This is a genomic window from Brachybacterium sp. ACRRE, from assembly GCF_022346485.1.
Lineage (GTDB): Bacteria > Actinomycetota > Actinomycetes > Actinomycetales > Dermabacteraceae > Brachybacterium > Brachybacterium halotolerans.
This window is the reverse complement of sequence record NZ_JAKRMO010000049.1, coordinates 1-13511: the sequence shown is the minus strand read 5'-3', so window position 1 is coordinate 13511 and position 13511 is coordinate 1. Positions and strand designations below refer to the sequence as shown.

General features: G+C 71.9%; 11 protein-coding genes. 6 read left to right on the top strand and 5 right to left on the bottom strand.

What is annotated here, in order from left to right:
• Positions 1 to 4: 4 nt before the first annotated feature.
• From MHY49_RS13665 to mraY, 3 genes are all read left to right on the top strand, one after another.
• Positions 5 to 1741, top strand: a complete 1737-nt coding sequence (locus tag MHY49_RS13665; RefSeq protein ID WP_304502680.1) for an ABC transporter ATP-binding protein — start codon at positions 5 to 7, stop codon at positions 1739 to 1741.
• A gap of 206 nt (positions 1742 to 1947) precedes the next feature.
• Positions 1948 to 4020, top strand: coding sequence for an AAA family ATPase (locus MHY49_RS13660; RefSeq protein WP_239204991.1), 2073 nt, complete (start codon positions 1948 to 1950; stop codon positions 4018 to 4020).
• Positions 4017 to 5117: a phospho-N-acetylmuramoyl-pentapeptide-transferase gene (gene mraY, locus MHY49_RS13655; RefSeq protein ID WP_239204948.1), complete on the top strand. Its 1101-nt coding sequence runs from the start codon at positions 4017 to 4019 to the stop codon at positions 5115 to 5117. Before MHY49_RS13660 ends, mraY begins: the two co-directional genes overlap by 4 nt.
• On the opposite strand, the gene MHY49_RS13650 is transcribed toward mraY, so the two are convergent.
• On the bottom strand, positions 5087 to 5863 hold the full coding sequence (locus MHY49_RS13650) for an alpha/beta fold hydrolase (protein ID WP_239204946.1): 777 nt from the start codon (positions 5861 to 5863) through the stop codon (positions 5087 to 5089). The genes mraY and MHY49_RS13650 overlap by 31 nt on opposite strands.
• 127 nt (positions 5864 to 5990) lie before the next feature.
• Positions 5991 to 7325 (bottom strand): FAD-binding oxidoreductase, encoded by a 1335-nt coding sequence (locus MHY49_RS13645; RefSeq protein WP_239204944.1) that lies wholly within the window; start codon positions 7323 to 7325, stop codon positions 5991 to 5993.
• Between the two features lie 395 nt (positions 7326 to 7720).
• On the opposite strand from MHY49_RS13645, the gene MHY49_RS13640 reads away from it, so the two are divergent.
• Together MHY49_RS13640 and MHY49_RS13635 are read left to right on the top strand one after the other, a co-directional pair.
• Positions 7721 to 9604, top strand: coding sequence for an HNH endonuclease signature motif containing protein (locus MHY49_RS13640; protein WP_239204942.1), 1884 nt, complete (start codon positions 7721 to 7723; stop codon positions 9602 to 9604).
• A 326-nt stretch (positions 9605 to 9930) separates the two neighbouring features.
• Positions 9931 to 10623: an aspartate/glutamate racemase family protein gene (locus tag MHY49_RS13635; protein WP_239204940.1), complete on the top strand. Its 693-nt coding sequence runs from the start codon at positions 9931 to 9933 to the stop codon at positions 10621 to 10623.
• A 45-nt stretch (positions 10624 to 10668) separates the two neighbouring features.
• On the opposite strand, the gene MHY49_RS13630 is transcribed toward MHY49_RS13635, so the two are convergent.
• Positions 10669 to 11016: a hypothetical protein gene (locus tag MHY49_RS13630; RefSeq protein ID WP_239204938.1), complete on the bottom strand. Its 348-nt coding sequence runs from the start codon at positions 11014 to 11016 to the stop codon at positions 10669 to 10671.
• A 173-nt stretch (positions 11017 to 11189) separates the two neighbouring features.
• Here MHY49_RS13630 and MHY49_RS13625 point away from each other — a divergent pair, with 173 nt between their 5' ends.
• On the top strand, positions 11190 to 11741 hold the full coding sequence (locus MHY49_RS13625) for a TetR/AcrR family transcriptional regulator (RefSeq protein WP_239204936.1): 552 nt from the start codon (positions 11190 to 11192) through the stop codon (positions 11739 to 11741).
• A 32-nt stretch (positions 11742 to 11773) separates the two neighbouring features.
• On the opposite strand, the gene MHY49_RS13620 is transcribed toward MHY49_RS13625, so the two are convergent.
• Positions 11774 to 12205 (bottom strand): VOC family protein, encoded by a 432-nt coding sequence (locus MHY49_RS13620; RefSeq protein ID WP_239204934.1) that lies wholly within the window; start codon positions 12203 to 12205, stop codon positions 11774 to 11776.
• Positions 12206 to 12231: 26 nt separating this feature from the next.
• Positions 12232 to 13511: MFS transporter (locus MHY49_RS13615; RefSeq protein ID WP_239204932.1), on the bottom strand; the 1280-nt coding region annotated here is incomplete at its 5' end.

Below are 13511 nucleotides of genomic sequence, written 5' to 3'. Positions count from 1 at the left end.
CGCGATGATCTCCCTCCTGCCTCCGCACAGCGGCGGACTCGTCGCCCGGCACCTCGCGCTCACGGTCGTCGGCGTGGTCCTGCGCGCCGTGGGCTGCGTGCTGCTCGTCCCCTTGGTCTCGGCGCTGTTCAGCGGGACGCCCGCCACCGCCTGGCCGTGGCTGGGCGCGCTCGCCCTGGTGACCGTCGTCGGCTGGATCGTCGACCGCTCCGCCGGCCGGCTCGGCTTCCGACTGGGCTTCGGGATCCTGCGCGACGGCCAGCGCACCGTCGCCGACCGCATCACCGGCATCCGCCTGGGCTGGTTCACGACGGAGCACACCTCGACCACGCGGCAGGCCGTCGCGGCGACCGGGCCGGACCTCGTGGGCATCATCCTGAACTTCGTGACGCCGCTGGTGAGCGCCGTGCTGCTGCCCACGGTGATCGCGATCGCGCTGTTCCCGATCGCCTGGCAGCTGGGCGTCGCCGCGCTCGCCGGGATCCTCGTGCTGCTGGCGGCCATGTGGGCCTCGGGGCGCCTCTCGCGCAGCGCCGACCGCGCCGCCGCCCACGCGAACAGCCGGCTCACCGAGCGGGTCCTCGAGTTCGCCCGCACCCAGCAGGCGCTGCGGGCGGCGCGCCGCGCGGAGCCCGCGCGCAGCCACGTGGGGGCGGCGCTCGCCGCGCAGCACGGCGCGACCATGCGCACCCTCCTCCTGCAGGTCCCCGGCCAGGTGCTGTTCGGGCTGGCCAGCCAGATCGCCCTGCTCCTGCTCGCGGCGACCACCGTCGTGCTCACCGTGCGCGGGACGCTCAGCGCGCCCCAGGCGATCGCGCTGATCGTCGTGATCGTCCGCTGCCTCGAGTCCTTCACCGTGCTCGCCGAGCTCTCCCCGGGGATCGAGACGACCACCGGCGCGCTGCGGAACATCCGCGAGGTGCTGCGCGCACCCCGCGACCCCGACGGGACGTCGGATGCGGCGCCGGCCGACGCCCCGCGCATCGAGCTGCGCGGCGTCGGCTTCCGCTACGGGGAGGACGACGAGGCGGGGCCGGCCGTGCTCGAGGGCTTCGATCTGGCGCTCGCACCGGGCACCACCACGGCGATCGTCGGCCCTTCGGGCTCCGGGAAGAGCACCGTGCTCGCACTCCTCGCCGGGCTGCAGCAGCCGAGCGCGGGCTCCGTGCTGATCGACGGGACGGACCTGGCCGCACTCGACGCGCGCACGCGCCGCGGGCTGATCAGCATGGTGTTCCAGCATCCCTACCTGTTCGAGGGCAGCATCCGGAAGAACGTCCTGGTCGGGGACCCGCAGGCCGGCGAGGACAGGCTCGCGGGGGCCGCGGGGCTCGCCCGGGTCGACGCCCTCGTGGACCGCATGCCCGAGGGCTGGGACAGCGCGGTCGGCGAGGCGGGCGGCGGGCTCTCCGGCGGGGAGCGCCAGCGCGTCTCCATCGCCCGCGCGCTGCTCAAGCCCTCGCCCGTGCTGCTCGTGGACGAGGCGACGAGCGCGCTGGACACCGAGAACGAGACCGCGGTCGCCGCCGCCCTCACCGACGATCCGACCCCGCGCACACGGGTGATCGTCGCCCATCGGCTCAGCAGCATCCGGGCCGCCGATCGCGTGGTCTTCCTCGAGGACGGGCGCATCGTCGAGGACGGGACCATCGCGGACCTGCTCGCGGCCGGCGGCCGCTTCGCCGAGTTCTGCCGCCAGCAGGACGCCGCCGGGGCCTGGCGGCTGACCAGCCGCTCCTGAGCGCCGACGGCTCTGCGCACCCGCCGAGGACACGAGCCGGGAGAGGAAGTCAACGTTGACCTTCGCCGCCGCCGTCCTCATAGTTGGTGGGTCTTCGAGAGGCGGGGTGCGTGGACGAACGGACGAGTTCGGCAGGTCGTAGCGGTATCGATGCAGGTGGGAGCCGAGAGGGGCAGGCGGCGGTCGAGCAGCGCGCGGTGGACCGCATGCATGCGCAGCTCGACCGGGAGGTGGCGGAGCGGAGCGAGGCGCAGCAGCGCGCGCTCGCGGCCCCCGTCGGCGGTCCGGCGGACGCCTATGCGCGGGACGTCGAGGTGCACCGGCTGGCGGAGAGGATCCGGCAGCTGCGGGCGGCCGAGCGCTCGCTGTGCTTCGGGCGCATCGACGACAGCGGCGACGGGGGCTCCGCGCCCGCGGACGGCCTGCACATCGGCAGGATCGGCATGCGCACCCCGGAGGGCGCCACGCTGCTGGTGGACTGGCGCGCCGAGGCCGCGCGCCCCTTCTACGGCGCGACCATGGTCAGCCCGATGGGCCTGCGCAGGCGCCGTCACCTGCGCACGGACGGCCGAAGGGTCGTCGGAGTCAGCGACGAGATCCTCGACGGCAGCGCACCGCTGCCGGGCGACGTGGTCGGCGACGGACCCCTCACCGCGGCCCTCAGCGGCCCCCGCACGGGACGGATGCGAGAGGCCGCCTCCACCCTGCAGGCCGAGCAGGACGAGATCGTCCGCTCGCCCCATCGCGGCGTGACCGTGGTCGACGGCGGACCGGGCACGGGAAAGACCATCGTCGCCCTGCATCGCGCCGCCTTCGTGCTCTACGCATGGCCGGCCATCGCAGGGCGCGGCGTGATGGTGTTCGGACCGAACCGGCGCTTCCTCACCTACATCTCCGACGTGCTCCCATCGCTCGGGGAGAACGACGTGCACCTGGCGACGCTCCCCGACCTCGTCGGCGCGGAGCCCGCGCGCACGGAGCCCGACCGCATCGCCCGGCTCAAGGGCCGCGCCGAGCTCGCGGACGCCCTCGCCGCGCACGTGCGCGAGCATCAGCCCCACGGGGTGCCGCTCGCGCTGCGCACGGCCCACGACACCGTCGTGCTCGACGCCGCGCTCGTCGACGCCGCCCGACGATCCGCGCTGCAGGGCGCCTCCGGGCACACCGAGGCCCGCGCCCTGTTCCTCGAGGCGATCGTGGACGACCTGGTCAGCGAGCTCGAGGCGCGCACCACGCGGGAGGACAGCGCCTTCGAGGCGGAGCTCGAGGCCGCCTACGGGCTGAACCTCGACCGGGCTGTCGCAGGAGACCTCACCCGGATGGGCGGCGACGGCGCGCAGGGGCCGGGCGCCGATCTCGACATCGACTGGGAGCAGATCCACGAGGATCTGCTCGATGATCCCGCCATCGACCGCGCCGTCGGGACCGTGTGGCCGCGCCTCGATCCCGAGGACGTGGTGCGCCGCATCCTCGCCGATCCCGCGGCGCTCGCCCGCGCGCTGCCGGAGGCGTCGGCCGAGGACCTCGAGCAGATGGCGGGGACGGACGACCGCGCCGGCGCGAGCGGCCCGACGGACTGGACCTTCGCCGACCTCGCCCTGCTCGACGAGGCGAGGGCGCTCGTGGACGGCCCGCCCGAGGACGTCGTCGGCCACATCGTCGTCGACGAGGCCCAGCAGCTCTCCCCGATGCAGTGGCGCGCCCTCGTGCGGCGCTGCCCGGAGCGCTCGATGACGGTGGTCGGCGACCTCGCCCAGGCGGGGCCCACCAGCACGATCCGCAGCTGGGACGAGGCGCTCGCCCCCTTCGTCCAGGACCGCTTCGAGCATCGGACCCTGAGCGTCAACTACCGCACCACCGCGGAGATCCTCGAGTCCACCCGCGAGCTGCTCGCGCGGATCGCCCCGCAGCAGCGGCTCTCGCGCTCCCTGCGCCACGGCGAGGACCCGACCCGGGTGCCCTCCTCGCGCGGCGGTCTCCTCGAGGACCTGCGCCGCGCGGTCGACGGGCTCCGCGCGAGCGACCCCGACGGCCTCGTCGGCGTGATCACCACGGCCGCCGACGCGGACGCGGCGCAGGACGCTCTCCGCGGCACCGGCGCGAGCGTGGTCCCCGCGCCCGACGCGCGCGGTCTCGAGTTCGACAGCGTGATCGTCGTGGATCCCTCCGCGATCGAGGCCGCGGGCGAGGCGGGGGCGCGGGACCTCTACGTGGCGCGCACCCGCGCGACCCACCGACTGGTGACCCTCGAGCCGGGATGGGATGATCCCGAGTCATGACCCTGATCCTCCTGGGCACGGCGATCGCCCTGATCGTCGGCGCCGTCGGCACGCGGCTCTACACGGAGCTCGCCAAGCGCAGGGGGTGGGCCCAGTTCGTGCGCATGGACGGGCCGACGACCCACCTGTCCAAGCGCGGCACCCCGCAGATGGGCGGGATCGCCATCATGGGCGCGACGCTCGCCGGCTACCTGCTCGCGCACCTGGTCACGTGGTCGCCGCCCACGGTCTCCGGCATGCTCGTGCTGTTCCTGATGCTCGGCGTCGGGTTCGTCGGCTTCCTCGACGACTGGACGAAGATCCGCCAGGAGCGCTCCCTCGGGCTGCGATCGTGGCAGAAGCTGCTGGGCCAGACCACGGTGGCCGTCGTCTTCGCCCTGCTCGCCACCCGCTTCGCCCGCGACGGCATCACCCCGGCGAGCTTCCGGATCTCCCTGGTGCGCGACACGGCGATCGACCTCGCCGCCTTCGGGGTGATCGTGGGGACCCTCCTGTTCGTGGCGTGGGCCGTCCTCATGATCACCGGCGCGAGCAACGGCGTGAACCTCACCGACGGCCTCGACGGCCAGGCCGCCGGCGCCTCCGCGATGGCCTTCGCCGCCTACGCGTTCATCGGGATCTGGAAGTCGCTGCAGAACTGCCGCGCACTGGTCGAGCCGGGCTGCTACGAGGTGCGCGACCCCCTGGACCTCGCCCTCGTCGCCGCCTGCCTCGCCGGCGCCTGCATCGGCTTCCTGTGGTGGAACACGCCGCCCGCCATCCTGTTCATGGGCGACACCGGCTCCCTCGCCCTCGGCGGGGCGCTCGCCGGCCTCGCGATCATGACCCGCACCGAGCTGCTGATGGTCGTGCTCGGCGGCCTGTTCGTCTTCGAGACCGTCACCGTGATCCTGCAGGTCGGCTTCTTCAAGCTCACCAAGCGGCGCAACAACGGCGTGGGCAGGCGCCTGTTCCTCATCACGCCCATCCACCACCACTTCGAGATGCGCGGCTGGAGCCAGGTCACCGTCTCCATCCGGTTCTGGCTGATCAGCGCGATCTGCGTGGGAGCCGGGCTGGCGCTGTTCTACGGCGAGTGGGTGCTGAGGGCGGGCTGAGCGCGGTGGCCGTCGGCCCTCTCGCCGGCGGCGCGGCGCAGCACCTTCGTGAAGCGCTTGGGCCGGGAGAGGTTCGCGAGGTGGCCGGCGTCGTCGAGGATCACGAGGCGCGCATCGCGCGCGGCCTCCACGAACAGGGCTTCGTGCCGTCGGAAGGGATCCTGTGCGCCGTTGATGAAGGTCAGGGGCACGTCGATCGCGGCGACGTCGGCCAGCAGGTCGAGGGAGCCGATGGTGCGCACCACGCCCCGGACCACCCCGTGGGCGCGCCCGCCGCCGTAGTAGCGCCGCGCCGCCTTCTCGCTGTGCCGACGCGCGAAGGCGCGGGCGACCCGCGCGTCGGAATCGCCGGGGATCCAGTCCTTCATGCTGATCCACAGCCCGTAGATCCGGGCCAGCGCCGGGCCCGGGACGATCGTGCAGTCGGCGGCAACCACGCCGGCCAGGCGCCCGGGATGCGTGCCGGCCCAGTGCAGGGTGAGGAAGCCGCCGAGCGAGAGGCCGACCAGCAGCGGCGGCTCCTCGCACGCGCTCACGGCGTCCTCGATCGTCGCGAGCGCCCCCTCGAGCGTGAACGGCTCGTCACGGCGTCGTCCGTGCCCCGGCAGGTCCGGAGCGATCACCGTGTACCCGCGCCGGCGCAGCCTGCGGGTCTGGCCCTTCCACATGGTCCGCGAGGACCGCACGGCGTGGACGAGGACGATGCAGCGGGTCGCGTCGTGTCCGACCGTCTCGCTCAGGTGCACAGGGTTCCCCGCTCTCGCACGTTCTCGGCTCTCTCGGCTCTCGGCTCTCGGGCGATGGACGCTCCCTCGCCCATGATCGGGCATGCGGGGCGCGCTGTCAGCGGCTGCGGAGCGGGATGATGTCGCGTCAGGAGGGCAGGGGCGTGGCGGTGAAGACGCCGTCGGGGTCGAAGCGGGCCTTCGCCGTGCGCAGGCGATCGGCGTGGCCCCCGTACGAGGCCGCGACCTGATCCGTGAACTGCGGAGCGAGGAAGTTCGGATAGCCGCCGGGGAGGGCGAGCGGCTCGAGGGTGCGCCGCACCTCCTCCGCCCACTCGACATAGGGGTGCGGGTCCTCCCCGTCGGTCCATCCGGCCGAGATCTCCAGGGCCACGTGCTCCTCGCGCCGGCCGAAGGCGGTGGCATCCGCCGGCACGTCGGTCGCCGCGCCGTGGAACTGCCGCATCCCGATGCCGGCGCCGGGACCCGGCCGGTCCTCGGCCGCGGCGAGCAGCGTCTGGATGACCTCGGGGGTCAGGGCGCGGACCGTCCGCGCGCGCATGCACCAGTGCATCCCGTGCGGCACCTGCTGGTCGAAGCCCGCGAGCAGGTCCTGCTGCGTCGTCGGCTTCACGTCCTCGACGAGGGGAGTGCCGAGTCCTCGCACCGCGTCGAGCGCGGGGCCCGCCCCGTCGGGCTCGCCGGACCACACCGCGACCACGAGCACGCTGGGGCCGACGTCGGGGACGTGCGTGAGCTCGGCGAGGAGGGTCAGGCCGCGGGTCCCGCGTGCGATGAGCTCGGCGCAGCCGTCGAGCACCGTCGCCGCCTGCGAGCCCGGGAAGAGCACGGTCCCGCCGACGATGCCGGGGTCGCGGTGCAGGGCGATCCGCATGGACGTCACCACGCCGAAGTTCCCGCCGCCGCCCCGAAGCGCCCACAGCAGCTCCGGATCCTCCTGCGTCGAAGTGACCGTGCCGTCGGCCAGGACGACCTCCGCCCCCATGATGTTGTCGCAGGCCAGCCCCGCCGTCCCCAGCAGCGGGCCGTAGCCGCCGGCGAGGGAGAGCCCGGCCAGCCCCACCGATCCGGCGGTGCCGGTCGCGGCGAGCAGTCCGCGCGGGCTCGACTCGGCGACGAGATCCCGGGCCAGGGCGCCGCCGCCGACGACCGCCTCCGTGCCCTCGATCCGCACGTCGCGCAGGTCGGCGAGTTCGATCGTGAGCCCGTCGGCCGCCAGGGACCGGCCCAGCCAGTCATGGCCCCCGCCCCGCACGGCGAGAGGAGCGTCGTGCTCCCGGGCGAGCCGGACGAGCGAGGACACCTCATCGGTGCTGGTCGGCCGAGCGATCACGGCGGGTCTCGTCGTGACCCCGCCGTTCCACAGGTCGAGCGAGCGGGCGTACATGTCCTCGCCTGGCAGGGCGAGGGCGATCTCCGGGTGCCGGGCGCGGAGGTCGGTGACGAGGTCGTGCTGGCTCATGCGGGGTCCCTTCTCTTAGGTGGGGTGAGGGGGCCATCAGAGACCGTGTGGTCGGCACAGGGTCAAGGGGTGGGGCGTCGGGGGTGTGGGCGTGGGCATCGGATCCCGGGCATGCGCATCGGTTCCTCCACAAGGGGGTCTTTTCCACGGGGTTATCCACTGAGAGGTTGTTGGGCGTGGAAGAGGGAGGTTTTTCTTCGGCTTATCCACATTCTCGATTGAGGTCTAGTTTTCGGTGACAAGACGGGATAGAATCGGACATATCGATCGAGCGCGAATGGCGGCGGGTTCATGGGTGAAGTCGCCGGATTCATTGTTCTCGTCTATCGATTCAGAGTCTTTACGTCGCGCAGTCCCGCGCGGAGTCGTGGAATGCCAGGAAGGGGGTGGGTGACATGAGTGCGGTGGAACAGCCGGAGTCGCAGGGTCGTCTGGACCTGCCCGGGGAGCCGGCGATCGAGTCGACCTTTTCGGTCCTGGATGACCTGGAGAAGATGACCGAGCGTCAGCGCGAGGACATGCACGCCCACACGCCCCGGTTCGTGGCCGCGCCCCCGGAGGGCGTGAAGCCGCTGTTCGTCGTGAAGGAACCCAAGAAGACGGTGTGCAGGGACGTCGTGGCGCGCAGGGTGACGGCCCGCCCGGATGTGGAGCTCACTGCGCAGGTCCGTGCCCTGTGGGACGAGGGCGTCGACGAGTCCTACGAACTCTCCCGCCGGTTCGTGGCGCTGGCTCCGTTCTGGGCGGGGCGTGAGGACATGGACGCCGACCCGTTCGAGGTCGAGCAGCAGGACCTGATGGTCGCGGTGGCGATGCGCTGCACCCGCGGGCAGGCCGCCAAAGCCATCACCGACGCCCACCGGGCCGTGGACCTCCTGCCGCGCTGCACCCAAGCCCTGGAAGCGGGGGAATTCCCGGCGGAATGGTTCCGCACCTTGTTGCGGCGCACCGCGGATTTCACGCCGGCGGAGATGGTGCTGGTGGATGTCACGGTTGCGTCGTGGTGTTTGGCGATCATGCCGAGGGTGTTCACGAAATGCCTCGAACTCCTGGTGGCGAGGATTCAGCAGCGGCATCCGAAAGAACCCGAAGAAGTCTCCGCGACCCGCCGCCGGATGGTCCTGGACCCCGGAACCCTCGACGGCGTCGCCTCCCTGCGGATCATCGGCCCGGCACCCGAGATCAAAGCCCTGGCCGGGAAGTTCGACCTGGCGGCGCGGGCGATCCAGAACGCCCAGCGCCACGCCCTCATCGAGGGCACCGAGATCCCCCTGGATCCCGACCGGCAGGTCGAGAACGAGGGCATGCCCCTGTCGTTGAACCTGATCCGCTACCACCTCGCCCACGCCGCGCAGATCGACACCGGCGGCATCACCGTGCCCGAGGCCCGGTTCCGGTTGAACGTCCTCGTCCCCTTCCTCACCCTGGTCGGTGGCGACGACGCCCCGGGCGTCCTGGAGGACGGGACGCCGATTCCCGCGCAGATGGCCCGTGAGATCGCCGGGAAGAGCGAGGAATGGTTCCGGGTCCTCACCGACCCGGCATCGGGTGAGTTTCTGCCGCGTCCTGCGGAGAAGTACCGGCCCACCGGGGCGATGCTCGAACACCTCCGCCTGCGCGGCCAATCCTGCGGCGTCCCCGGCTGCGAACGCGCAGCCTCCGTGGCCTCCGAAGCCGACCACATCGTCGAGTACAACCACGCGGACCCCGTCTGTGGTGGTCGGACGGCGGTGGAGAACCTGCATTTCCTGTGCTGGTTCCACCACGCGATGAAAACCGCCGGCAAGCTCGACCCCATCCGTGTGGAGGCGGACGAGTCCCCGGCAGGGACCGCGGGCACGGTGTGGGAGATGCACGAACGCTTCCGCGTGTTCCGCGAGGACGACACCGACCTCCTCACCCCACAAGCCGTCGCCCAACTCGACGCCGTCTGGGACTCGATGCAACGTAGGCAGGACGACTACGAGCAGCGGGGCGCGGGCGAGCACGACAGCGAAACCCCCAGCGGCGGGGTGACTGGTTCGCCTGAGCCGTCAGTTCTGGACTCGCCCTGGCCGGTCCGAGCTGGTGTCCCGGACCCGTGGCCCCGCGTGGACATGGACCAAGCCGGCGCCCCCGACCTCGAAGAAATCCCCGTCGAGAAACCCGTTCGCCGTCGATACCAACCACTCCCGACGTTCCACTACGACGGCGGCATCCCCATCAGCGCCACCACCCGCCGACCACGCAAGCGGCAGGATCCCCCTCCGAAGTACGACCCCGGACCACCGCCCTTCTGACCCACCAGCCCGGTCCGCCATCGCAGAGCACTGAGATCGGAGCCCCGCCAGCAGCATCACCCCCACCTGTAGAGGGGCACACCACCGTGCCCCTCTACAAGCGCGCCCGAAAGTGAGTGGACGGAGGGTCGTCCTGCTGCGGATACCCATGGGACGGTCCCTTACCGACATCTCCGCTTCCTCAAGTGAGAACTCAGCTCGCTGCTCCGACGCCCGCCCGTCTTCGCCGCATCCGTGCCACGTGCGAGGATCGGTCCCCGGCAGTACGCGTCATAGCGACTCGGGGCCAGACCCGGGGCGCAGACACGAGGCAGAGGAGCACTCTCATGCGGACGATCGGCATGTTGGGCGGGATGAGCTGGGAGTCGACGGCCGAGTACTACCGCCTGGCCAACCAGTCCGTGCGCGAGCGCCTGGGAGGCACGCACTCCGCGCGGATCGTCCTGGACTCCGTCGACTTCGCGCAGATCGAGGCCATGCAGGAAGCCGGGGACTGGGGCGCGGCAGGGCGTCTGCTCGCCGAGCGCGCCCGCGCCCTCGAATCTGCCGGCGCCGACCTGCTGGTGCTGTGCACCAACACCATGCACCTCGTGGCCGACGCCATCGAGGCCGCCGTCGACATCCCGCTTCTGCACCTCGTCGACATCACGGCTGATGCGGTCGACCGTGCCGGGATCCGCCGCGTCGGCTTGCTGGCCACCGCCTTCACGATGGAGCAGGGCTTCTACGTGGACAGGATGCGCGAGCACGGCATCGAGGCGGTCGTCCCGGACGCCGGGGACCGCGCACTCGTGCACCGCGTGATCTACGAGGAGCTGGTCGTCGGCGTCGTCAGCGACGCCTCGCGCCGCGAATACCGGCAGGTCATCCAGCGTCTCGTCGACCGCGGCGCCCAGGGCATCATCCTGGGATGCACCGAGATCGAGCTGCTCATCGGGGCCGACGACGCCCCCGTCCCGGTGTTTCCGACCACGCGACTGCACGCGCAGGCCGCCGTCGACGCGGCACTTGCCGACTGAGGCGCAGGTGAGGTGGAAGCCCTACGTCTCCGTCGCGGCCTCGGCTCACCCCTCCGCGGGAACGTCGCCGCCGAACTCCCGGTCCACCTCGAAGACTCCCGCCAGGGCCGTGGTCTCGACGATCCTCTCCAGCCGGGCTTCGGAGTCTGGGTGCACGAGGGTCGGGATGATCTCCGCCAGCTTCTCGCTCGGAGCGTCGATCTCGAAGAGCGAGAGCACAGAACGAGGATTCAGCGGGTCGGTGGCCAGGCGGCAGCGCACGGGATAGTCGACCTCCGAGCGGCCGGGCGGCATCCAGGCCGCGATGAAATCGTCGAGGGAGATGCCGGGTCGAAGGGTCCTGGCGTAGCACGCGATGATCATGGTCCGTCCTGCCTCGTCGTCGTCCGTCATCACTTGTCATCATTGATGTAACGGACGGTACATGAATCGTCGGCTCTCCGACAGGGCCGATGCTGCGAGAGGATCGGATTCCCACGATCCGCTCCGAGTGCGGATCCTTCCGGGCGAGCGGAGAGAGGCGCGCAGTGGCGAGGACAGTGGATCAGGAGCACCGGGATGAGCTGGTGCGTCGGGTCACCGCCGATCTGATCGCGAACGGGCTGGCCGGAGCGACGCTGCAGCGACTGGCGGCCGCCGCGGGGACGAGCGGGCGCATGCTCGTCCACCACTTCGGCTCCCGGGACGCGCTCGTGGCACAGGCAGTGGCCCGTGCGCGCGAGGACGAGCTCGCGGACATGCGTCGAGCCCTGCCGGCGGACGCGGACTTCGTCGGACGCCTTCCGGACGCGTGGCGCTGGTTCACGAGCCCAGGGGCTCGCGGAAGCTTCCGCCTGTTCGGAGAGGTTGCGGCCCAGGCGCGGCTCGCGCAGCCCGACGACGACCAGGGCGTTCGACGAGGGCTCAGCGAGGACTGGCTCGATCAGTTCGCGCTCGGCTTCTCCGCCTGCGGCCTCGACGCGCAGGAGGCCCGTGTGGCGGCGACGGAGCTTCTCGCGATCGTGCGCGGCCTCGTGCTCGACCTCGAGGCCACCGGAGATCTCGAGAGGGTGACGCAGGCCTACGGGCGGCTCGTCGCGCACTGGGGACACGGCCTCGGCGCGGCTGCTCCTGCGTAGGACGTGCGTGGCGGGGCGGCCGAACCCCTCCCTCAGCCCAGCTCAGGAATGCGCAGCGACCCGTCGTCCTCGAGCGGGAACCCGGGGTTGAAGGCGATCTCCCAGAGGTGCCCGTCGGGATCCGCGAAGCAGCCGGCGTAGCCGCCGTAGAACGTCTCCGCCGGTGCCCGCGTGATCGCGGCACCGGCGGACTCGGCGCGTGCGATGAGGTCGTCGACCTCCGCGGCCGATCGCAGGTTCTGGGCGAGGACGATCCCGTCGAACCCGTCGCCCGATGGGAGACCGGGGACGCCCGAGTCCCGGGCGAGCTTCTCGCGGCTCCACAGGACGAGGCCCATGCCTCCCGCCTGGAAGAACACGGTCTCCTCGACCTCCTGGCCCCGCCAGCCGAGCGCCTCGTAGAAGGACGTCGAGCGACGGAGGTCGGAGACCCCGAGGGTGATGAGGGTGATGCGCTGGTCCATGGTGTGCTCCTCGTGTCGGACGGTGCTCACCCCGCAGAGGGACCCGCTGCGGGTGCGGGTGCCGTCGCCTCGTCCTCCGGTGCGGCCGATCGGAACCTCCCGCTCAGCGGAAGCATGAGCAGTGCCGCGAGCAGCGGGCCGATCGCGAGGGTCACGAACGCAGAGTAGACCGAGCCCGTCGAGGCGAACACCGCCCCCACCACCGTCGGCACCACGACGCTGCCCAGCTGCCACACCGCGTTGAGCGTGCCCGCGGCCGAGCCGGAGTCGCCCGCGCCCGCGTAGTCGAGGATCAGGGCGTTCTGGATCGGCGAGTAGCAGTAGGCCGCGAAGCCCAGCACGGGCGCCGCGATATAGAACGCCGGCAGGGAGCCCAGCGCCCCGAACACCAGCAGCATCAGCACGAACAGCACGAGGATGCCTGCGGCCAGGTACTTGCGGTGGAAGGGCACGCGCCCCGCCACCAGGCCGATCACGGGCTTCATCACCACGGCGGTGATCGCGAACAGGGCGACGATCCCGCCCGCGTGCACCGGGTCGATGCCCTTGCCCTCGATCATGAGGGTGTTCGACCAGGTGATGAACCCGTACGTGCCCCACAGGGAGAAGAAGCCGGCGATGCCCAGCACGATCAGGTCGCGGCTGCGCAGCACGCGTCCCAGGTGCGGGGTGCGCGGGGCCGTGGGCGTCGCGAGCTCGGCGCCCTCGGCCTGCGGGGGCCGGGACCTGTGGAGCACGGCGATGACCAGGCCGAGCACGATCGAGATCGCGCCGAACAGGTGGTAGGAGAGCCGCCAGCCGTGCTCGGCGATCATCGTGGGCACCACGAGGTTCGCGACCACCGTGCCCAGCGACGTCGCGGTCGTGAACAGGCCGACGGCGAAGGTCCGCTCGCGTCCCGTGAACCACGAGGAGATCGACTTCGCGCCCGCCGAGTAGTCGGCGCCGGCGAAGAAGCCGACGAGCGCCTGCGCCACGAGGCCGAGCGCGAAGGACTCGACGCTGCCGAAGAACACCATCCCGGCGCCCGCGAGCACCATCGACGCGGTGAGCACCACACGCGGCCCCACCCAGTCCGAGGCCAGTCCGCCCAGGAAGTTCGAGACCACGTAGCCGATGTAGTAGCAGGTCGCGAACACGCCCAGGGAGGCGAGCGCGACCCCGAGGGCCTGGCCCACGCTCGGCGCCGCCGGGCCCCACACGGAGCGATCGAGCGAGGTCATCGTGAAGGCCGCCCATGCCAGCACCAGGATCAGCCAGCGGCGCGGATGCGGGGCCGGGAGGGCAGAGGCGGCGGGAGCGCCGG

Coding starts and splice junctions, on each gene's coding strand:
- MHY49_RS13665 (WP_304502680.1), top strand. CDS start 5: ATGATCTCCCTCCTGCCTCCGCACAGCGGCGGACTCGTCGCCCGGCAC.
- MHY49_RS13660 (WP_239204991.1), top strand. CDS start 1,948: ATGCATGCGCAGCTCGACCGGGAGGTGGCGGAGCGGAGCGAGGCGCAG.
- mraY (WP_239204948.1), top strand. CDS start 4,017: ATGACCCTGATCCTCCTGGGCACGGCGATCGCCCTGATCGTCGGCGCC.
- MHY49_RS13645 (WP_239204944.1), bottom strand. CDS start 7,325: ATGAGCCAGCACGACCTCGTCACCGACCTCCGCGCCCGGCACCCGGAG.
- MHY49_RS13640 (WP_239204942.1), top strand. CDS start 7,721: ATGAGTGCGGTGGAACAGCCGGAGTCGCAGGGTCGTCTGGACCTGCCC.
- MHY49_RS13635 (WP_239204940.1), top strand. CDS start 9,931: ATGCGGACGATCGGCATGTTGGGCGGGATGAGCTGGGAGTCGACGGCC.
- MHY49_RS13630 (WP_239204938.1), bottom strand. CDS start 11,016: ATGACGGACGACGACGAGGCAGGACGGACCATGATCATCGCGTGCTAC.
- MHY49_RS13620 (WP_239204934.1), bottom strand. CDS start 12,205: ATGGACCAGCGCATCACCCTCATCACCCTCGGGGTCTCCGACCTCCGT.